Here is a 21,071-nt window from a genome sequence, read left to right as displayed (position 1 = left end):
ATCATAGGAGTTTTTTTCTGCTCAGAGCTAAAGCCTTTTTGTCCACCGGCATAGCCGGAGGTTTTCTAGACAAAAAAATCGCCCCTACACAAACAATGTGTAGGGGCGAATTATATATCGCGTTACCACCCTAATTCATTAACATGTCACCATATTAATCTCATCAAGTACAATTATACTCTAGTTCTGTAACGTGAACAAACGTCATAGCATCATCTACTTAAATATAGAATCCGTATGAGGCTCCAAGACTTGTTTCATTAAAACTTTCACCATTCCTTCTCACCACCAGGAATTCTCTGTAAGCTTCCATAATAACTACTCTTCTCTTCATAGCTTTTGATTTACTCAAAGTATATTAAATCAAAATTCAGTTGTCAAGGGGGTTTTTATTTTGAAAATAAGTTTTTTATTGCATTAAATACATCTGAAAAGAATTGTCCTATCTTTGCAAATAATCCTTTTGCTTCTTCGCTAGTTAGCTTATCCTTTAATTGATTTGTTACATCATTTAATTGATCCTTTATACTGTTATAATCAAGATCTAGATTGTTTATTTTACTCATTAATGTCTTTATACTAGCTATATCTTCACTAGATAATTTATCTTTATAATCTTTAACAGCATTATCAACAATTTTGTTAACTTCTTCTTCTGTCTTAGGCTTTTCCTTTATTACTTTTTTCTTTATATCATTCATTAAATTAGAAGCATCATCTTGACCTATTTTTTCAGCTACATCTCCCGTAGTTACTAACTCTTCATTTGCTGCTTCTTTTTTATTTTCATCTATTTTTTGTCCTGAAGTACTGTTTTCAAATCCTTTTAATATCCCAGTTAATGCTGCTGTTCCAGATACTTCAAAAGGCGCTGCTGCTACAACATTAGCATTTTCAATTCCTGCTGTAATTAAAGCATTTTTTATCATTCCATCATTAACCCAAGTAAGATTGTTTGTACTTACCTTTATACCACCCTTACTTGTAGGTTCAACATAAGAACAAGATATTGCTCTATTACCAAGCTGAGCCTGAGTTGCAACCTTCCCTAAGTATGTATGCTCCTCTTTTGATGTAACCTCCAATAAGTTAACTTCATTTTTCTTAACACCAAAATACTTTAACATGTCATCTTTTTGAGCCCCAGTTAAATCTGCCCCTAAAGTTACAGACTTAAAAGAATCTGCATGAGCAGTAATTCCTGTAAATCCAGTAACAAAGGCACCTAAAGCCATGGATGATATAATAAGCTTATTTATAAATGATTTCATCTTCATAATTTTTATTCTCCTTTTAATAAACTTCTCTTTTTTGATTATAATATAAACAAGTTAATTTTTACTTAGAATAATCTTACAATAATATTAATAATTTTACTTAACACTTTTAATAGTTGTTGGTTCAAATCTATACTTTTGTTCAACATTAGGATACTTAATCTTGTCTACTTCACTTAAAAACATATCAACAGGCCTTGCATAAACTCCGCAATCTCCATATAAAGCCTTATAAATTACTAGCTTTTCTCTAGTTTCCGAATGCTCAGCTACATCTAAAACTAAATATAAATCCCCTTTAAAATGTTTAAATATCTTCCCCTTATACTCTGATAAATTTATTTTCTGCATTTTACTTCTCCTAAAAGTTATTTTGAGAGAAGCATTTTAACTACTTCTCTCTAATCATTTTACTACTTTTGACTGTATCTTCAAGCGCTACGTCAAAATCACTATAAAGGATCTATTCTTCAGGAAAAGGATTAGACTGACGCTGAGAATCGCGTCTACCAGAATAAAGTGCGTCCTTTGCATTACCTTCTAAGGATTTAAGATTTTTATGTTTTGAACCTTCATCATAGCTGTTTGAAAAGCCTGTTTTGTTAAGTGGTACTTTATTTATGTTTTTCATAAGTTCTCCTTCTAATTAAACGTATTTATTACATAGTTTGCTTCACTCAGCTTCATTAGATTCATCTTACATTATTATTTTTTGTAACTAAAATACATTTCAAATAGCGTATATCAACAAAAGGGCCCATATCAACATTTTCATCAGTGATATGAGCCCTTTTCTTATATATTATTATCTTTTAATTAATGGAAATGCTATAACATCTTTTATGGTATGAGAACTGGTAAGAAACATTATCATTCTATCAATACCTATTCCTAAACCTCCAGTTGGGGGCATACCAGTATCTATAGCAACCGCAAATTCTTCATCCATTGGACTAGCTGTTTCAAGGCCTGCTCTTAGTTTTGATGCTTGTTCATGCAAAAGTACTCTTTGTTTTAATGGATCATTAAGTTCAGAATAAGCATTTCCAAGTTCAACGCCGTAAGCATAAGGTTCGAACCTTTCAATTAAATCAGAGTTATTTCTATGAATTTTACATAGTGGAGAAGATTCTTCTGGAAAATCTATAACAAAGGTTGGTTGTATTAGATTCTTTTCAGAATAAGCTTCAAATAGATTAACTATTAATTCCCCCTTTGAACATTCATCTATAACTAATCCCTCGTTTTGACTTTCTATTAAGAATCCATTGTCGTTAATGCTTTTGATTATTTCTTCCTTTGTAAGTGTCTCAACGTCAATTCCTGTATCCTTTTTTACAAGGTCACACATTTTCTCTCTTTTCCAAGGAGCTTTAAAATCAATTTCTACATCTCCATACTGAATTTTTGTTGTTCCATTAACTTTGTTAAATACATAATCATATATATTCTCCATGAGCCTCATCATGTCATTATAGTCAGCATAAGACATGTAACATTCAAATAAACTAAATTCCGGATAATGGGTTCTATCAATTCCCTCATTTCTAAAAGCTCTTGCAAAGGTATAAACTCTTTCAATTCCTCCAACTATAAGCCTTTTTAAATATAATTCTGGAGAAACATTCATATATACATTACAATCCAATGCATTAACAAAGGTTTCAAATGGTTTTGCTTCCCCTCCACCATATTTAGTATCTAAAATAGGAGTATCCACCTCAATAAAATTTATATTATTTAAATATTCCCTGATAGCTGTTATTGCTTTTGAACGTTTAATAAATCTTTCCTTAACATCCTCATTCATTATCATATCCAATGAACGATGTCTTTGTCTTAGGTCAGCATCTTGTATACCATGATATTTTTCTGGAAGTGTTCTAATGGATTTTGATAATAATTCAAACTGTTTTACTCTTATAGTGATTTCACCTGTTTGAGTCTTAAATACAGTTCCAGTAGCTCCAATAATATCACCTACATCAATTAATTTTAAGATTTCATAACTTTCAGCACCTAAGACTTTTTTACTTAAGAATATCTGTATATTTCCTTTTTCATCTATAATATTCCCAAATGTAGCATTGCCCATCCTTCTTATCAGCATAACTCTTCCTGCTAATGTGAATTCTTGTTCTTCTTTTATATTTTCAAAGTTATCCAAAATATCCTTAGTATGAGTTGTATCTTTGTAGCTATAAGGATACGGATTAACTCCTAACTCATAAAGTTTATTTAACTTTTTAACTCTTTCAGCTACAAATTCATTTGAATCTGGCATTATTTTTTCTAAGTTTTCTATACTTTCAAATTCTTTATACATTTTAGTTATACCACCTTTAAATATTTATTTATAATCTAATAAACTTTTAAACAAATAAAAAAACCTTCACCTCCAAGAATTTAATCTTGAGGACGAAAGTTATATATTCGTGGTACCACCTCAGTTTATCCATATGTCGCCATATAGACCTTTTCAAGTACATAATTAAATATACTCTATAACTTATAACGGGTTATACCGTCACAGCCTACCTCTGAAACCAGACTCGGTGTGCAACTCTGAGACCTTCTTCAATAAAAAACTCCTTGCTCATTCTCATCTTCTAGAGCTCTCTGTAAATTCATCTATTTATCTACTCTTCTCTTCATAGTCTTTAAAAAATTATAACACTAAAAAGTTGTATATGTCCATACTTCGAATCACTACTATTATTAAACAAAAAAAATTATTATAGTGCATAAAGTATAACTTAAAATTTATTGGCAACATATGGTATAATCGACTTGAAAGGAAGTGTATATATGATAAACAAACCTATAAATACAGCAATTGCATTTGCACTTGCATTTTTGCTAAGGGGAATTACATATTCAATAGGGAAATTTGACTTTACTAACTCTACTTTATTTTCATTTAAAAGTTTTTTTGATTTTATAATTTTATTCCTGTATTATTTACTTTTTTTATTTATTATAAATAAAGTTACAAATAAAAATGGCGTAACTTACAATGGTAAGTTAATAAAAGATATGCAGAAAAATGGCTTGAAGATTTATTTAGACGGAGAATATGAAGAAATTACAATAAAATCTGATAGTGAGATGTTTGTTTTAGTAAGATTTATAAATGAAGACAATGGAATGAGAGGATTATCAATAAAAAGAATTTAATTATCTAAAACACCACGCTATTCAAAGGAATTAGTGGTGTTTTTTCTTTAGATATATGCATGTCGTGACTAACTTTTTAATTTTGATAGAAAGCATTTGGAAATATATGCTACAATTATTTTATAAGAGTATTAATAAAGGAGCTCTAATTTATTATGAAAAAGATACTTTTTTTAACAATATCAATAGTATGTCTACTTATGCTTTCTGGCTGTAGAAATATTAACAGTGTTGTTTTGAGAGGTTCCTATCAAAGCGAAAGAACTTCTGATGGATACATTGTCCAAATTTCAATATACTCTGATGAAAATAGTTTTGTGGAATACATTGATAATAGAGAGGTTAACAAGGGCACTTTTGATATTATAGAAGGCAAAAAATATAACTTAGTTGGAGATAATCAAAATATTGAAATAAACTTAGATAAAAATAATTCTTTTGAAATTACTATGAAAAAAGTTAATGATGGAAATCCAATTTTAATGAAGAACTTCGGTGATCTTCCAATAAAATTCGATTCACGTTTTAATGATACTGAAGAATACGAAAAACTACTAGAATAGTTACTTGAAAGGATCTGATATTATTACTAAGGTTAAAAAAATTACTATTTTGGGATTAGTTTCTCTCTTAATACTTATCATAATAGCTTTTGCTTCACCTACTAAACTAAATGGTCGATGGTATTTGTATAATGGAAATGATATAAATACTGATTCTAATATAAAAAATCAACTTAACTCAAAAGATTATATAAAATTTTCAAATAGGACTATGGAGAGCTTTCAAAGTGATGGTAAAAATGGCATATCTGAGATGAAAGTCCTAGGAAATAAAATGCATGTTGGCGATGCAGTATATAAATATGATATAAATAAACGTGGAGAACATAAAATCTTAGTTTTAGAATTGATAGGCTTTGATAACGGTCACTTAAAAGAGTCAATTGAAAGTGGTGAGAAGTTTATATATGTATTTGAAAAAAGTATTGATTTTGAATAATAGAGTTTTAGGAGATTTAATGTATAACAAAATTTGTGATAGTTGAATTCTTTATTATTTACATAATATGCTATAATTTATACACAGAAATAAATACAAATATATAAGGAGTTATACTATGAAAGAATTCAGAAACCCAAGAAACATTCATGAACCAGTTGCTGATTATACACATCAAGTCGAGGTTTCAGGACAGGCTCGTTGGTTAGTTATGTCTGGACAGATTGGAAAATATAACGATGGCCCTATTCCAGAAGATCCAATAGAACAAATAGAAATAGCTATGGATAATATTGTGAAGAATTTGGAAGCATCCAATATGGAAGTTAAAGATCTAGTAAAAGTAGTTTTTTATTTAGTTGGGAATATTGATAATTCCAAACGAGTTGAAGCTGTTTCAAAAGTACTGCAAGGTCATAAACCATGTATGACCTTATTATATGTAGCTTCTTTAGCTAATCCATCTATAAAAGTAGAAATTGATGCATGGGCCTGTTCTGATAATTAACTTAAAAATAGCTGCTTTTGAATTCAAAAGCAGCTATTTCATTAGCTAGGTTGTCCTGACTATATTTTTACTTACGCAAATTTTTTATTGCATATTTTTATATGATTTTTCTAAAAGATTTATAAAAAGTGTCTTCTCTTCTTCACTCATACCTTCCAGTAGCTGCTTTTCAGAATCTTTAAAAACTTTATCTAAGCCTTCCATAATTCTATTTCCCTTGTCAGTTACTTGAATTTTCATGGCACGACCATCTTCACTATCAGTATAACGAATAATAAAACCATTTTTCTCAAGCCCATTTAATAAACTGGTTACTGAAGGTCCACTAAGTTCCATCCTCTCCTGCAAAAACTTTCGGCTAATATTTACACCTTCATAAACACTTCTTCTTATTGCACCTAAAAGTCTAGCCTGCTGATTAGTTATTTCATATTCAGCTAATTTTTGATCATTTAAATAACGTAATCTATGATCTATGCCTCTAATATAAAAATCTGCACTAGGTTTTCCTCTATCTTTATGCATTTATTTCTCTCCTTTCCAATTAGGTTTAATTCTAATTTCAGTATATAAGTAGAATTCTACCTCGTCAACAAAAAAGAAGTCGCCACGAATTAAATCTGTGATGACTTCCTAATTCTTTTATAAACTTAAAAACTTTTCAAATCTTTCTCTAACCTTTTCTTCACCTAATATCTGCATTATTGTGTAAAGATCTGGTGTGTTAGTTCTATGAGCTAAAGCTATTCTAACTGCTCCTGCAACATCAGAAATCATACCTTTATATTGGTCAGGATTTGCTTTAAATTCTTTTCTGTTAGCGCAGTAACCAAGGTTTGCTCCAATTACCTTTAAATCTTCAAACCAAGCTTCTTGACTTCCAGCATTGAAGTTAAATTCATTTTTATAAACTTCAATTATTGCCTTAGCTGCTTCTATTGTAAGTCCTTTTGGAAGTTCTACTTGTTCCAAAGTTTCTTTATAGAATAACTCATCAAAGAAGTAGAAAATCTTTTCTTTAACTTCATCCCATTTAGCAAAGTCTTTTCTTGGTTTTGGACCTTCTTTATCTATGTTGAAAATCTCTTTTGACATCTCTTCATTTTCTGTAACTAATTTATACATTTCTTCATCAAATTCTTTAGCCCAAGCTATGTAGTTATCATAAACATCTGAAGCCTTCATTAAAGCTATACGATCTTTAGCAACATCATTTAACTTAACTAAATCAAATAAAGCTCCGCTTTTACCCATTTTTTCTAAGTGAATTTCAAACTCATGATAATCTGTTGTAGGATTTTCAGCTCTCCATTCTTCAAAAGTTGAATTAACTATGTTTAATAGATACTCAATTACTGTTACTGTAGGATATCCCACTTCTTTGTAATAAGATACAGCAGCTTCAGCATCTTTTCTCTTTGAAAGCTTTCTCTTAGATCCGCCATCTTGCTTCATTATTGTTGGAATATGAGCATATCTTGGAGCTTCAAAACCTAAAACTTCAAATAGTTGAACATGTATAGGAAGTGATGATAACCACTCTTCCCCTCTTATTACATCTGTAGTTTTCATTAAATAATCATCTATAGCATGAGCAAAGTGATAAGTTGGAAGTCCATCACCTTTTATAATAACTATATCTTGATTGTTTTCTGGGAATGATATATCCCCCTTTATTAAATCATGAAACTCTACTCTTTTTTCTGGATTTCCTGGAGACTTTAATCTTATAATATATTTCTCTCCATTTTCAATTCTCTTTAATGCTTCCTCTTCAGTTATATCTCTAAACTTAGCATATTCTCCATAATATCCTGGAGTTATTTTATTTGCTGCTTGTTTTTCTCTAAGTTCAGCTAATTCTTCTGGAGTTGCAAAACATGGATAAGCTAATCCTTTTACAAGTAAATCTTTTGCAAAAGTATTATATATATCAGCTCTTTGACTTTGTCTATATGGACCATATTCTCCTTTAAATGTTTCTTGGCCTGTCATGCCTTCACTAAAGTCCATTCCAAAATTGTGCATAGTTTTTATAGTGTCTTCTATAGCACCTTGAACTTCTCTTTTTTGGTCAGTATCTTCTATTCTTAAATAGAAAACCCCTTCTGTTTGGCTTGCTAATCTTTCATTAATTAGGGCAGCATATACTCCACCTATATGTTGAAATCCTGTTGGACTTGGTGCATATCTAGTAACCTTTGCACCTTCTTTTAAACTTCTATTAGGATATTTATTAGTATAATATTCTCTTGAATTCTTAACCTCTGGGAATATTATCTCTGCTAATTTTTCAAAACTCATTACTACATCTCCTTTGAATATAAATATAATTACACACCTATGCCCTGTAGAAGCGTTCCTTAGCTTCATTAAAGTCTTTTAAAGAAAGATTAGAACAACATCTACAGTATAAACGTGCATAAAAAATAAAAGCCTCCCGTCCTAAAACTACTTAGGACGAAAGACTAATTCCGCGTTACCACCTAAATTGATTAATTTCTTAATCCACTTAATTTATCTTTAAGGGAATAACCCCATAAATATACTACGCCAAAAGGCTTTCTATCCACTGCTCCAAAGCTTCCTTCAATGGTTTTAAATGCCGGGCTTTCACCTTCCCCAAGCTCTCTAAGATTTAAAATATCATCTACTCTTCTTTATCATTGCATTTTCTTTAATTATTTACAAAATACAAATCAATTATACATGGGTAGCAGGTGGATGTAAAGTTTTTTCTAACCTTAGCTATTTCTTTTAATACGCTTTAAGTTGTATATGTTAGATGCACCTGTAGTTATCCCTGCTATGCAAGCACCTAATCCATAAACAGTTCCTGTAGCTACTCCTATTATTCCAACCCCTAATAAAACACCGCCTATTCCAAGACCTACAACAGATCCTGCTTTAGCTATTTTCTTGTTTGGAAAAGTTCCATTACCAGCTTTTTTAGAAATTTCATAGTATTTTTTAGTATGTTCCTTTACATCAAATTTTTTCAAAACACAACCTCCTATTCAAAGATATCATCTATTAAATTATCAATCATAAACGCAAATACTCTTTTGCCATCACACAACATATTATCCTTTTGAGAGACTGTAGATAACATTGCAAACAAAAGAGAAATAGCTAAATCTTCTTCAACTTTTAAAGAAAGAAATGGTTTATTAATCATAAATTTAGCACCAATATGGCTTCTATCTGCCATCTCACTTCTTTGCTCAGTATTAAGTTTATTATAAAAGCTTAAAAAATCAGGATTATTTACATCATACATAAAACTACTTTGACTATATTCAAGATATATTTCTTTCAATGCATCAGCAACTCCATATTTATTTTTCTTTTGAGAAATTTTTTCTTCTACAGTAGCATAGAGTTTTTCTAATGTATTTTTTAACACCTCATAAAATAATGCTTCTTTACTATCAAAAAAACTATAAAATGACCCCTTTGAAATACCAATGTTTTGACAAAGAATATCTACACTAGTTTTCTTATATCCATACTTTTGCCAATTTATTTTGCACTCTTCTATTAACTTTTCATTAATAATCTTCTTTTCATCTCCAGTAAATCCTTTTGGCATAATAAATTGCCTCCTTATAATATATGACTAAATATTTTTATATAGTCATATATTATCCCTTTAATAGCGTATTGTCAACAAATAAAAAAAATAGCCTGTAGATCTCATTTGAGAAATACAAGCTATACTAATCTTTTATTTAATTAAACTTTAGTAATCTTTATACTTGTCATTTTTATCTTTTTCTATCTTCTTTTCCTTAATTCTAGATACTATAGCCCAAATAAGCATTCCTACAGATCCAAGTATAACTCCAGCCCATAATAAGATAAACAAAGCTCCTATAAAAAAGGCAATATCCATATATTCACCCCTATTTTATGACTACAGCTGTTCCATAAGCCACCATCTCAGCGGCACCTTGTACAATTGAAGAAGATGCTAATCTCATTCCTATAATAGCATTAGCTCCCATAGCTTCAGCTTCATCAACCATTCTACCAACAGCTATTTGCCTAGCTTCATCCAACATTTCAGTGTAACCTTTCATTTCTCCACCAACTAAATTTTTAAAGCCAGCCCCGATATCTTTACCTATGTTTTTACATCTTACTGTACTTCCTTTTACATATCCCTTTATCTCTTCTATCTCTTTTCCTGGAACATTTTCTATTGTTAGTATTAACATACTTTTACCTCCTAGCACTTATATTATTCGTTATATAGTATTCCATCTTTTCTTTAATATCTATATATAAATTAATACGCAACTGGAGCAAGAAGTATTCTTCCTGAGCCTCTATATACATTAACTAAACCTTCACCAGAAACAGCTGAACCTATTAAACTCTTACCTGATTTTTCAACTCTAAGATCTAAGGTATCTGACCAAGCTACTGCATAGTTACCATCAATTTTAACTTCATCTTTCTCAACTATAAGCTCTACTAGCTCATCTCTTGGAACAGGACTTTCTAAAACTGCAACGCCTTTTCCTTTAAGACATAAATTAAACAGACCTTCCTTTGCTAATAAAGCTGATGATATATTAGTTCTAGCTACTACTTTTTGTTGAACAGTAGATTCACAAGCTAAAAATAATCCATCATCTAAAACCATGCCTCCCCAGTCTTCTACATTTTCTAAAAGAATATGTTTATAAGTTGGCTCTAACATCAATAATCCATTTCCTTGATACTTAGGCTTAATTGCTGATTCTTTTGTAACTTTTGAAGATAAAGCTTTACCAAACAAATCACCAAGTCCCTTTACATCGGCACCCATAGTGACATTTCCTGCTGTCCATTGCATTGCCCCTGCACTTATAACATAAGCATTTCCCTTAAGCTCAATAAGAACTTGTCTTCTTCTTATATTCATTTGTGATGCATAATAAGAATTAATAGCTGTTTGAAAGTTTACACTTAAGTCCTTTTTGTATTCAAGAACTTTTATATCCCCTTTCGATTCCACAATTTCAATATTATCGTTTTCATAGAGATTTTTGTAAGTTACCATATTCTCATACCTCCTTAAATTTCCATCATATCAATTATATAGTTTTTTTAATGTTTTTACTATCAGATTTATTATATTAACATAAACTTGACATATGATTAATATCTAATCTATATTTAGTACATAGATAGACAAATTTCTTCACATACTAACAATAATGTGAGAAGTCTAAATTTTTACTTTTTGAGGTGTTGTTTATGGAAAATGTTTTTGATTATGAAGATATACAGCTGATACCAAATAAATGCATAGTTAACAGTCGTTCAGAATGTGACACCACTATAACTCTTGGTGGACATACCTTTAAACTTCCTGTTGTTCCAGCAAATATGCAAACTATTATAGATGAAAAGATAGCTACTTACTTAGCTGAAAATGGCTATTTCTATATTATGCATCGTTTTAATCCTGAAAAAAGAGTTGATTTTATTAAGGAAATGCAAGGTCGTAATTTAATTGCGTCTATAAGTGTTGGAGTTAAAAGTGAAGAGTATAAATTTATTGAAAAGCTAGCTGATGAAAAACTTTGCCCTGAATTTATAACAATTGATATAGCTCATGGTCATTCAAATGCAGTAATAGATATGATCAAGCACATCAAAGCTCTTTTACCTAAAAGCTTTGTAATTGCAGGAAATGTAGGAACTCCAGAAGCAGTGAGAGAACTTGAAAATGCTGGTGCTGATGCAACTAAGGTTGGAATAGGTCCGGGTAAAGTATGTATAACTAAAATAAAAACAGGTTTTGGTACTGGTGGATGGCAATTAGCTGCTCTTCGTTGGTGTTCAAAAGCTGCAAGTAAACCAATTATAGCAGATGGTGGTATCCGTACTCATGGTGATATAGCTAAATCAATTAGATTTGGAGCATCTATGGTTATGATAGGTTCATTATTTGCAGGTCATGAAGAGTCACCTGGAGTAACTATGGAGAGAGACGGAAAGTTATATAAAGAGTACTTTGGTTCAGCATCAGAATTCCAAAAAGGTGAAAAGAAAAACGTTGAAGGTAAAAAGATGTTTGTTGAATATAAAGGCTCATTAAAAGATACCCTAGTAGAAATGCAACAAGATCTTCAATCTTCTATATCTTATGCAGGTGGAAATAAACTAGATGCTATAAGAAATGTTGATTATGTTGTAGTTAAGAACTCTATTTTTAATGGGGATAGAGTTTACTAAAATAATTTATGATTAAAGAGATTAAATATTAGAAGTAATTTTTGCTCCAACTATGATGATTATCGTAGTTGGAGCATTTTTTTGTAAACAACTTCTCTTATACTTGTTAATTACTCTACTTGTATAATGTTTTTATATATTCTATCTATTTAATTGCTAAATATATGAAAATCACTATTATAACTAATAACATTACTGTCATACCTATAACTTTTTTCTTTTCTTCGTTATTAGAATCTTTATATTTATCTAATATTGAAATTATAAACACACTAATAAGTCCTATAGAAGCTATAAAAATTAACATCCCCCTATACTTTAGTAAACTTGGTATACAATTGTAACTTAAGAGGTACATTAGAATAGCAATACTAGACATTAGGCATAAAATATTTACATACACCAAATTTTTAGAAGCATTTTTATTAATTAATTTAATAACCTCCATTATTAGTGCTACTATTATTCCAATAACTACAGCTACCTGTAAATTTTTAGTGAAGTAATTACTCGCAAAAAAACTTATTCCAGCTAATAGCATTGGATGAACTATATATTTATTATTCTTCATTTTATCCCCTCTTAGTTCCATCATTTGTGCCTGCAACACACTATTAAAATACAGTTATTTTATAAAATCATCAATTCTTACATCTATTGAAACTTTCTCATTCCCCTCAACTTTATCTAACACCATTTTGATTAATTTTTTATAATCTTTTAATCCAGCGTTAATAGTTATCTCTTTTCCTCCAAAAATTCCATATCCTATCCTAGCAGCTTTAAAAATACCCTTAGGATTCAATACATATATCCTTATTACTTCATTCCACGGTATTTCTTTTCTTATTCGCCTTAGTGGATTAACATATACAATTTTATCTTTTTCTACTTTAAAATACTCGAAAATAGCAAATAAATAGAAGATTAAACAAACAATAAATGAAATTGCCCCAAATATTATATATTCTGATTTCTGCATTTTATATGGTAGATATAAAAATATTAAACCTATTAATACTATACTTGGGATGAATCTTTTCTTATTTTTAAATTTCATTTAGTCACCCATTCCCATCCAAACTTTTTATAAACACTTACGTTCCAACTATTAAGCTTTCTACTACTAAATCAAGATTTGTTGTTATTTTATAACTATATCATTTTTTACTGTTATTTGTTTCCTCAAAATTATAATATCTATTTGCTTTTTAGTATTGCAGCTATAATTATAACTATTACACATAATATCATAAACGATAGCAGTGCGATCATTAAAACACCATTTTTTCGACTAGATACTTTTATATAATAAATTGCACTAATAATCATCACAACACTAATTATTACAACAATTAAAGCAATAACATATCCTTGTAAATATAAGAATTCAGGGTACTTATGTGTAATAAGCTCATTCATAAAAAGAGTTACACATAACATTAACGCTAGTATACTTATTTTTATGAAACCTTATTATAATTATTTTTTTGCCTTCTACAATATATACTGTTGTTCCTATAAATACTGCAACTAAAAATAAAACCCTAAATTTAGTTCGAATATTGTTTAAACAAAAATATCCAAAGAGTCCACCAATAATTGATAATATCAACATGAGTGATTTTTTATTTCATATCCCCTTTTATAGTATTGGAAAACTTAACCATCGATTAGTTATTTTATTTGTAGCCTTATTTTTATTTATAAAGGATCTATACACTAAATTTCACTACTTTAAATAAATCATATAGTCTGAGATGTAAATAACATAATAGTAATAATATCTATTTTCGTTTTACTTCATAAACTATTCTATAAATAATAATAAAAAGTATAAGCGCAAAATAGCTTGTTAATGATACTATTACAAGAAGCAAACCGTACTTGTCTATTAAAATTGGATATCCTCTAAATATTATCATAGTTATAGACATTGTTACCCCCGCTACTACTAATAATATTGTGACAATTGCATTATATCTTATACCAAATCCCTTTTTTCCATCTTTATACGTTCCGAATATTGCAAGAGAACATGCTATTACAAAAATTAATACTATTGCTTGTACAGAAATATTTTCTATTCCTATATTTCTTATAACAATTTGTGTAATAAATAATACAAGTAGTGTTATGATACTATATCCTATACTATTTTTTTGCATTTTATCATCCCTTTTGAGTATTATACTCTAATTAGTTACTTTTTCTTCTATAATCGTAATCTAAAATTATATAGTGTTTATGAGGCTTAAGGGCCCTTTTAGGCTTGAAATTTTAATATTCTACAACTTCTCTATCAATAATATATTTTGTTTACCGCTACTATTTATTTATATCAAACTTGTTTATATCTTCAATAATATTAAGTACCAAAGATTTATCAAAATCGTTATTATACATAAATATTAAATTATTTTCATCATATATTTCTATACCTCTTATTGTTAATTTATTTATATTACCCTAATGTTCTTCGTGAATAGTTTCTATAATTTATCACCTCAATACCGGCTTCATTAATTCTAACTAAAGTTACATATGAAGTTTTAAACGCCTCTATATTTACTAACCTCTTGTATTTGCTAGCTTTTTAATAAATATTTTTTTAAAATGAATTAGAAAAATTGCTCCTGATGCAAAAAGTATTTCATGTGAAATGACCTTATCATTAATTTCAAAAAATTCGTCATAAGAAAAATCATCAAATCCATATCGAAACTCTCTATATTGTGAACTTTCATTTTCAATCTTTTTATAATCTAATAATATTTTTTCAATTCCTACATAATCTATTTGCCATTCCATTAATTCATTATATATAATCAATGAAACTTTAACAGGGTCAACATATCCATACTTTCCATGCAATATTTCGATTTTTTTTAATTTATAATCATGAAAATTCTCTTCTTTACTATATATACCAAGAAATTTTTTGCTAAATCTATGCTTTATTTTTTCAAATGATGCCGAATATTCTTCTATGTTTTTTCTCCATTGCTTTTCAGCTAATTCTCGTCTTTCCTTAATTCCACTATTAATCTCATCCCATAATTCATCAGTAAAATACCTCACTAATTCAAATCCCCCTATTTTTTAGGTTTAAAATTACTTTTATATGAAGCATAAGCAAGTGCAACCAAACTCAGCCCAATAAATAGTACTATAATTATAGATAGGCATACAGGTTCATACGCATTTGAAATACCTGCATATTTTTCATCTAATTTATCAAGAACAATAACCGTTCCTAATAGTAAGGTTATTAATGTTATCATTGCATATAGGTAAGATTTTTCTTTTTTACTCATTTTATAGTTTTTAATCATTATAAATCCTGTTATCATACATAACATCATTATCCCCCCAAGAGCAGGTAACGGAATATCTTCTATTCCTGCTGTTCTGATAACAAACAATATAACTGATACTATAATAATCCCCCATGGATTTTTATTTTTCATAACTTCTCCTTTATTTTTTGTATATATTTTAATATCTAATTATTACTTTACATTATGTACATAAGCTATGAACCTATCTTCTTTAAATTTAAAGTTTGAATCTAAATAAGGTACTAAATTTGCTTTATTTAGTATGATCCTTATCCTATAACTACTATAGTGCAAAGTATTTCTAAAATTACACAATATACAAGATATTATTAACAAATTACGAATAAGATTTATGTTTCTATAATTCATGCGAACTATGGAAATATAATATATAGTACTCCTAGCAAAATTGAAAGGATAAAAATAATTATTAATAATGATTTCACAACACTCAGCCAAGCTACTTTATTACTTTCTTCTACAGTTGAATATGAATAAAGGGTAAGTGATATAAGCATTATTATGGCAAAAATTTTACTTCCAATACTAGCCCAACTACTATCATAAATAGCCACATATCCGTCGTAAAATTCTTTTTTAATAGTTCCTCCTAAAGAGTAAATTGAACATAGTAATATTGATAGAACCGATATAAATTCTAGTCTTGAAGATTTATTTTTCACTACTTTTATCAACTTAATCAAAAAATAAATACTAAATATTACATATATGCTTCCTTTAAAAACAAATGATGTTTTGCCTAAAAAACCTGCTAATGCAGCAACAAATAATCCTTGATTTAAATAATCATTATTTTTAATCTTATTCACTTATATCACCTTCCATCTTATTAATTAATCAAATTTTTCAATGAATCAAAAAATATATCATTAAGAATCATTGATGGGTAGGTCCTCTAACTCCCCTTACAAGTGTATTTAATACTCCCTTAAGCCAGATTATTGCTATGTAACTGTGAATAAAGCTTATTTTGATAATATCACATTTACGTGTGTACTACTTTTTTTAGTTTATTAGCTACTTTAATTAGTATTATTATTTTTATATGAAAAAAAGAGCTGTATACTAACAGCTTCAAAACTTAATAATCATTATTACCTTTAGGTTAAAACATAAGTTTTATTAAATCTATTATCACTATTATAGAATTTTTTACGGAAATACTATATATAGCAATCCTATTATTGCCAAAACAATTAAAATAACTATAGAAATTGCCTTCATAAATTTTAACCATGATTCTTTATTATCTTCATCAATATTCATATATGAATGTACAAATAGTGATAAAATCATAATTATTATAAAAATTATATTTATTATATAGGAGAAACTATTCTTATAAATTACTATATAATTATTATTAAACTGTTCTTTAAAAGATCCTCCTAAAAAATATATTGAACATATCAACGCAGACAACATTGTAAAAATTTCTAACCTTGATGATTTTCTTTTAATTAATTTAACTAAATTAATTAAAAGATAAATACTAAATATAATGAACGATATCCTGAATGTGAAAGACGTTTTACCTAAAAAACTTGCAGTTGCAGCTACCAATAATCCTTGATTTAAGTAATTTTTCTTTTTATTCATAAGCATCACCTTATTTTATAGTCATATATTACACTAAAGTTTTTATTACATGTTATTTCTTCATTTGTTCTCCCACGTTTCAATTTATATTTATAATCCTTTTCCTTTTAATAAATAAAGTTTTATACTATTTTACCTTTTCACATAATCATCGTATCATCTCTATATAAGACTAGAAAATAAGAATAATAACAAAAATTCCGACAACTGTTCTTAAAATTAAAAAGGTGCTAAAAGCTCACGCATCGTCACTATAGCATACTTCCGTAGATATAATATTTTATTAAACCCTTTTTTATATTGGAATACTATACCACTATTTATTAAATAATAATAGTGTACTTAAACTTTATCGCTCAATGAAATAATTCCCTTATTTTTTATTGATAGGCTCATGAAAGTAGGTCTCCCTTCGGATTTTGATCCTATCAAATTTTTGATATAAAGTTTCTGTGGAATATATATAGCTATATATTTTGCTATATATCTATATAACTATATATAGTGTTTATGCGGCTTCAGGGCACTTTTGGGGTTAAGATTTTAATATTAATTGCCTTTTATGCATATAGTTTATTTATTCTGTGCACTTACATAAATCATCTTGAAGTAAAACTTATATTTCTTTTGCTTCACAATCTCCACTTAAATTGTCAACTCAGATCTGATAACAAAAAAATATATTTTACAGCTATCCTAATTGGAACAACAGTAAAATATATTTCTTCCATATCAGTTACTTATCAGTATATCTTATTTATAAAAATATCTTGACTGATTCATTAACAATCTACTTACTGTCCCTTCTGAATTTATAAACGATTCATTCCCATTCCTCTGCCAGCGCCATTTCCTCTATTACCAGTACCCATCATGTTGCCTCTTCCTTGACCTGGAGTAGTACAGTTTAAGGAATTCTCTTTAATATTTTCTTTTAATTGATTTCCTTCCTCTTCTGTAATTTTTCCATTAGCTACAGCTTCATCTATAGCTTTTGTTTTCTCATTTACCATGTATTCCTTAATTTCTTCGTCAGTCACTCCCTTTTCATTTAAAAGATCATGTAGAGTTTTGCCTGAACTTAATGCTGAAGAAATTTCTTCCTCTGAAACACCTTTGCTGTTTAAAAGATTTGTTAAGATGTCATTACCACGTAGGTTTGTAACTCTTCCTAACCCAGCTCCTGAACAGCTTTGAGTAGTAGGATTATTCTCTGATGGTGAAGTAGTTGTAGCCGCATATGCAGTTGAACCTACCCCAATTACAGATACTATTGATAAAGCTAATATAATATTTTTGATTTTCATAAAAAACACTCCTTTTAATTTGTTTATTTAGGTGAACCCTATAGTTTTATAATAAAGACATATTTTGAGTAAATTATGAGATAATTGTGATAGAATTGTGAAAGTTTAAGAATATCACTAGAATGTAACTATAAAAGGATGTATCTTTAGAAGTAAGCAGTAAAGGAGGAATCTTTATATGAATGGAAAAGTTCTTATAATTGAAGATGAAAAAAAGCTTGCTGAAGTTATGATGCTTTATTTGAAAAATGAAGGATATGATGTAGTGGTTATGAATGATGGTGAAAAAGGTGAAGAAGCCATTGACGAAGGAGATTATGATTTAATAATTTTAGATATAATGATGCCTAAAAAAGATGGTTGGTCACTTTTAAGAAAAATTAAAAATATAGGTGACACTCCAGTAATTATAACAACAGCTAGAGGGGAAGAAGAAGATAGAATATTTGGGTTAGAGCTTGGTGCAATTGATTATATGGTTAAGCCAATTAGTATGAAAGAGCTTATACTTAGGGCAAAACTTAGAATAAGAAAAGATGCCTTTGAAAAACAAGAAAGCTATAAATTCGAAGATATTGATATCTCAGAGGAGAAAAGAATAGTCACTGAAAATGGAAGTGAAATAACTTTAACTCCAAAAGAATTTGATCTTTTACTATTCCTATGTAAAAATCCAGAGCAGGTATTTAAAAGAGAGCAGCTTTTGCAAAAAGTTTGGGCTTATGATTTTATGGGAGATACCAGAACTGTGGATACTCATATAAAGAATTTGAGAGAAAAGATTGAATACTGTAATAAACATATAAAAACAGTATGGGGCGTGGGATATAAATTACAGATTAAAAGTGAATAATCGGAGGAAACATTATGGGAAAACTAACATTAAGACTCATAAGATACTTCAGTGGAATTATTGTTTTAGTAGTTATATTTTGTTTTTTAACCAGTAGTATTTTTTTATCATATTTTTATGTTAATATGCAGTATTCAGAGCTCAAAACAGCTTCAAATAAAATATATGAAGCAATTAAGTCTGGAAATCAGTATTCAGATATAGTATCAGAATATCAAATTTCTAGTGCAGTCCTTGTAAAAAATGGGGAGATAACTACCCTCTCCTCCTCAAAAATGGGCATGATGTCTATTATGAAAAACACTACTTTTGAGGATTTAAAGGAAAAAGGCAAATACACAAGTCCAATGAATCAAGATTTTCTATATTATAAAAATAGCACTGATATCGGAGATATAATTATTCTTCAAAATAATAAGTTTTCTACTGAGTATATGACGTCCACATATATAATTTTGTCTATCATATTTTTAGTTGCCTTAATTATTTCAATACCTGTTGTATCTGTTTTAGGCAAAAGAATTACTAGACCTATAATTAAGCTTCAAAAAGCAGCATTAGACATAACTCAAGGGAATTTTGATATTGACGTAGAGACAAACACTAAGGATGAAATTGAAGATTTATCTAATAGCCTTAAGATAATGGCAGATTCAATAGAAAAGAAAAATATTATGCAACGTGATTTTATTGCAAATGTATCTCATGATTTTAAAACACCTCTAAGTGTTATAAGGAATTATAGTGAAGCCATTTATGATGATATATTAGAAGAAAAAGATAAAAAGGAGTATCTAAAAGAAATAATAAAAGAAGTTGATAGGTTAAACCTGCTTGTAATGGATATATTACAGCTTTCAAAGCTACAAAAGGGAATAGATATATTAAAAAAAGAAAACATCAATTTAAGTGAATTTCTAAAGGATTTTGAAAACTCATTTAGGATTCATCTTCAAAATAAAAATCTTTCACTAAAAATAAGGTTACTAGAATCTGATATGGATATTTATGCTGATAGCAATTATTTATACAGGGTAATTTATAATTTTATAGATAATGCAATAAAATTTAGCTATGAAGGTTGCGATATAGTGCTAAGTGCAACTAAAGAACAAGATAATATAAGAATATCTGTAAAAGATTATGGCGAAGGCATTGATGAAAAGTATGCAGCTAATATTTGGGAAAGATATTACAAAAGTCAAAAAAGCGGTGGAATGGGTCTTGGCTTAGCTATATGCAGTGAGATTTTGAAACTTCATAACTTTGAATACGGAGTTATAAGTGAAAAAGGAAAATATACAGAGTTTTATTTTATTATACCAAAGATAAATATTATATAAAAAAGTACTGACTCCTATAAACAATTTTGGTTTTAACTATATAAAAATTAGGTTATAATTAACTAATAGAGGTTTAAAATAAACACTTGGAGGTGGTATATCTGCTTGAACAAATAAACTTAAACAAAGAACTTTTAGAAGAAATAATTGATATATGTAAAAGACATGACGAAATTGAAAAAGTAGTTTTATTTGGCTCTAGAGCAAGAGGAGATAATTCACCTAAAAGCGATATTGATTTGGCAATATATGCTAATTCTAACTTTTCAGATTTCATTGAAGATATGGAGAATAATACTAGAACTCTATTAGAATTTGATTTTTCAAATATGCGTACAGTCAATGTCGTCAACTTAGAACAATAGCACCAAAGAAATTTTATATGAATTTGAGATTAAGTAGTCAATTTAGT

At 28.7% G+C, this 21,071-nt stretch carries 27 protein-coding genes and 3 other annotated features; of the genes, 8 read left to right on the top strand and 19 right to left on the bottom strand.

Features of this window, described 5'->3' with window-relative positions:
• Positions 1 to 98 precede the first annotated feature (98 nt).
• Positions 99 to 343: a binding site (T-box leader), on the bottom strand.
• A gap of 46 nt (positions 344 to 389) precedes the next feature.
• The 4 genes from L1S49_RS22305 to lysS form a co-directional block, all read right to left on the bottom strand.
• Positions 390 to 1,277 carry a DUF1002 domain-containing protein gene (locus L1S49_RS22305; RefSeq protein WP_238907486.1) on the bottom strand — a complete coding sequence of 296 codons (888 nt, stop codon included), beginning with the start codon at positions 1,275 to 1,277 and terminating at the stop codon, positions 390 to 392.
• A gap of 96 nt (positions 1,278 to 1,373) precedes the next feature.
• On the bottom strand, positions 1,374 to 1,628 hold the full coding sequence (locus tag L1S49_RS22300) for a DUF1653 domain-containing protein (RefSeq protein ID WP_343074184.1): 255 nt from the start codon (positions 1,626 to 1,628) through the stop codon (positions 1,374 to 1,376).
• 112 nt (positions 1,629 to 1,740) lie between these two features.
• Complete coding sequence (locus tag L1S49_RS22295) at positions 1,741 to 1,908, bottom strand: hypothetical protein (RefSeq protein ID WP_238907485.1); 168 nt, start codon at positions 1,906 to 1,908, stop codon at positions 1,741 to 1,743.
• Positions 1,909 to 2,082: 174 nt separating this feature from the next.
• Complete coding sequence (lysS, locus tag L1S49_RS22290) at positions 2,083 to 3,603, bottom strand: lysine--tRNA ligase (RefSeq protein ID WP_238907484.1); 1,521 nt, start codon at positions 3,601 to 3,603, stop codon at positions 2,083 to 2,085.
• 85 nt (positions 3,604 to 3,688) lie between these two features.
• Positions 3,689 to 3,941: a binding site (T-box leader), on the bottom strand.
• A 144-nt stretch (positions 3,942 to 4,085) separates the two neighbouring features.
• Here lysS and L1S49_RS22285 point away from each other — a divergent pair.
• The 4 genes from L1S49_RS22285 to L1S49_RS22270 all read left to right on the top strand — a co-directional run bounded on the left by L1S49_RS22285 (position 4,086) and on the right by L1S49_RS22270 (position 5,964).
• Entirely contained in the window at positions 4,086 to 4,454 is a 369-nt protein-coding gene (locus tag L1S49_RS22285; protein ID WP_238907483.1) for a hypothetical protein, read from the top strand.
• 155 nt (positions 4,455 to 4,609) lie between these two features.
• Positions 4,610 to 5,017, top strand: coding sequence for a hypothetical protein (locus L1S49_RS22280; RefSeq protein WP_238907482.1), 408 nt, complete (start codon positions 4,610 to 4,612; stop codon positions 5,015 to 5,017).
• Between the two features lie 4 nt (positions 5,018 to 5,021).
• Positions 5,022 to 5,456 (top strand): hypothetical protein, encoded by a 435-nt coding sequence (locus L1S49_RS22275; protein ID WP_238907481.1) that lies wholly within the window; start codon positions 5,022 to 5,024, stop codon positions 5,454 to 5,456.
• 118 nt (positions 5,457 to 5,574) lie between these two features.
• The gene (locus L1S49_RS22270) at positions 5,575 to 5,964 is read left to right on the top strand and encodes a RidA family protein (RefSeq protein ID WP_238907480.1); all 390 of its coding nucleotides are present in this window, start codon (positions 5,575 to 5,577) and stop codon (positions 5,962 to 5,964) included.
• Between the two features lie 84 nt (positions 5,965 to 6,048).
• Here the strand turns inward: L1S49_RS22270 and L1S49_RS22265 are convergent, their stop codons facing one another.
• The 7 genes from L1S49_RS22265 to L1S49_RS22235 all read right to left on the bottom strand — a co-directional run bounded on the left by L1S49_RS22265 (position 6,049) and on the right by L1S49_RS22235 (position 11,014).
• Positions 6,049 to 6,489, bottom strand: a complete 441-nt coding sequence (locus L1S49_RS22265) for a MarR family transcriptional regulator (RefSeq protein WP_238907479.1) — start codon at positions 6,487 to 6,489, stop codon at positions 6,049 to 6,051.
• A 117-nt stretch (positions 6,490 to 6,606) separates the two neighbouring features.
• On the bottom strand, positions 6,607 to 8,268 hold the full coding sequence (gltX, locus tag L1S49_RS22260) for a glutamate--tRNA ligase (RefSeq protein WP_238907478.1): 1,662 nt from the start codon (positions 8,266 to 8,268) through the stop codon (positions 6,607 to 6,609).
• A 149-nt stretch (positions 8,269 to 8,417) separates the two neighbouring features.
• Positions 8,418 to 8,640, bottom strand: a binding site (T-box leader).
• A gap of 68 nt (positions 8,641 to 8,708) precedes the next feature.
• The gene (locus L1S49_RS22255) at positions 8,709 to 8,966 is read right to left on the bottom strand and encodes a hypothetical protein (RefSeq protein WP_238907477.1); all 258 of its coding nucleotides are present in this window, start codon (positions 8,964 to 8,966) and stop codon (positions 8,709 to 8,711) included.
• 11 nt (positions 8,967 to 8,977) lie between these two features.
• Positions 8,978 to 9,556 carry a TetR/AcrR family transcriptional regulator gene (locus L1S49_RS22250; protein WP_238907476.1) on the bottom strand — a complete coding sequence of 193 codons (579 nt, stop codon included), beginning with the start codon at positions 9,554 to 9,556 and terminating at the stop codon, positions 8,978 to 8,980.
• A gap of 150 nt (positions 9,557 to 9,706) precedes the next feature.
• A complete protein-coding gene (locus L1S49_RS22245) occupies positions 9,707 to 9,859 on the bottom strand; it encodes a hypothetical protein (RefSeq protein ID WP_238907475.1) in 153 nt (50 codons plus the stop codon).
• Positions 9,860 to 9,869: 10 nt separating this feature from the next.
• The gene (locus L1S49_RS22240; RefSeq protein WP_073017396.1) at positions 9,870 to 10,184 is read right to left on the bottom strand and encodes a heavy metal-binding domain-containing protein; all 315 of its coding nucleotides are present in this window, start codon (positions 10,182 to 10,184) and stop codon (positions 9,870 to 9,872) included.
• A gap of 71 nt (positions 10,185 to 10,255) precedes the next feature.
• Complete coding sequence (locus L1S49_RS22235) at positions 10,256 to 11,014, bottom strand: AIM24 family protein (RefSeq protein ID WP_238907474.1); 759 nt, start codon at positions 11,012 to 11,014, stop codon at positions 10,256 to 10,258.
• A gap of 197 nt (positions 11,015 to 11,211) precedes the next feature.
• On the opposite strand from L1S49_RS22235, the gene guaC reads away from it, so the two are divergent.
• Positions 11,212 to 12,195, top strand: a complete 984-nt coding sequence (gene guaC, locus L1S49_RS22230) for a GMP reductase (protein WP_238907473.1) — start codon at positions 11,212 to 11,214, stop codon at positions 12,193 to 12,195.
• Positions 12,196 to 12,340: 145 nt separating this feature from the next.
• On the opposite strand, the gene L1S49_RS22225 is transcribed toward guaC, so the two are convergent.
• The 8 genes from L1S49_RS22225 to L1S49_RS22190 all read right to left on the bottom strand — a co-directional run bounded on the left by L1S49_RS22225 (position 12,341) and on the right by L1S49_RS22190 (position 18,463).
• The gene (locus L1S49_RS22225; protein ID WP_238907472.1) at positions 12,341 to 12,766 is read right to left on the bottom strand and encodes a hypothetical protein; all 426 of its coding nucleotides are present in this window, start codon (positions 12,764 to 12,766) and stop codon (positions 12,341 to 12,343) included.
• Positions 12,767 to 12,820: 54 nt separating this feature from the next.
• Positions 12,821 to 13,255, bottom strand: a complete 435-nt coding sequence (locus tag L1S49_RS22220) for a hypothetical protein (protein ID WP_238907471.1) — start codon at positions 13,253 to 13,255, stop codon at positions 12,821 to 12,823.
• A gap of 727 nt (positions 13,256 to 13,982) precedes the next feature.
• Entirely contained in the window at positions 13,983 to 14,363 is a 381-nt protein-coding gene (locus tag L1S49_RS22215) for a hypothetical protein (protein ID WP_238907470.1), read from the bottom strand.
• Positions 14,364 to 14,766: 403 nt separating this feature from the next.
• Positions 14,767 to 15,276 carry a hypothetical protein gene (locus tag L1S49_RS22210; protein WP_238907469.1) on the bottom strand — a complete coding sequence of 170 codons (510 nt, stop codon included), beginning with the start codon at positions 15,274 to 15,276 and terminating at the stop codon, positions 14,767 to 14,769.
• Positions 15,277 to 15,290: 14 nt separating this feature from the next.
• Positions 15,291 to 15,665 (bottom strand): hypothetical protein, encoded by a 375-nt coding sequence (locus L1S49_RS22205; RefSeq protein WP_238907468.1) that lies wholly within the window; start codon positions 15,663 to 15,665, stop codon positions 15,291 to 15,293.
• Between the two features lie 245 nt (positions 15,666 to 15,910).
• A complete protein-coding gene (locus tag L1S49_RS22200) occupies positions 15,911 to 16,366 on the bottom strand; it encodes a hypothetical protein (protein ID WP_238907467.1) in 456 nt (151 codons plus the stop codon).
• 343 nt (positions 16,367 to 16,709) lie between these two features.
• Positions 16,710 to 17,156 (bottom strand): hypothetical protein, encoded by a 447-nt coding sequence (locus L1S49_RS22195; protein ID WP_238907466.1) that lies wholly within the window; start codon positions 17,154 to 17,156, stop codon positions 16,710 to 16,712.
• An 812-nt stretch (positions 17,157 to 17,968) separates the two neighbouring features.
• Positions 17,969 to 18,463, bottom strand: a complete 495-nt coding sequence (locus L1S49_RS22190; protein ID WP_238907465.1) for a hypothetical protein — start codon at positions 18,461 to 18,463, stop codon at positions 17,969 to 17,971.
• Between the two features lie 178 nt (positions 18,464 to 18,641).
• Between L1S49_RS22190 and L1S49_RS22185 the strand changes: the two genes are divergently transcribed.
• From L1S49_RS22185 to L1S49_RS22175, 3 genes are all read left to right on the top strand, one after another.
• Positions 18,642 to 19,316, top strand: a complete 675-nt coding sequence (locus L1S49_RS22185; RefSeq protein ID WP_238907464.1) for a response regulator transcription factor — start codon at positions 18,642 to 18,644, stop codon at positions 19,314 to 19,316.
• A 14-nt stretch (positions 19,317 to 19,330) separates the two neighbouring features.
• Positions 19,331 to 20,659 (top strand): HAMP domain-containing sensor histidine kinase, encoded by a 1,329-nt coding sequence (locus L1S49_RS22180; protein WP_238907463.1) that lies wholly within the window; start codon positions 19,331 to 19,333, stop codon positions 20,657 to 20,659.
• Between the two features lie 92 nt (positions 20,660 to 20,751).
• A complete protein-coding gene (locus L1S49_RS22175; RefSeq protein ID WP_238907487.1) occupies positions 20,752 to 21,024 on the top strand; it encodes a nucleotidyltransferase domain-containing protein in 273 nt (90 codons plus the stop codon).
• The last annotated feature ends 47 nt before the right edge of the window (positions 21,025 to 21,071 follow it).

The sequence above is a fragment of the Clostridium sp. YIM B02506 genome (assembly GCF_022324845.1).
In the GTDB taxonomy this organism is placed as follows: domain Bacteria; phylum Bacillota; class Clostridia; order Clostridiales; family Clostridiaceae; genus Clostridium_T; species Clostridium_T intestinale.
This window is presented reverse-complemented; position numbering and strand designations above follow the sequence as displayed.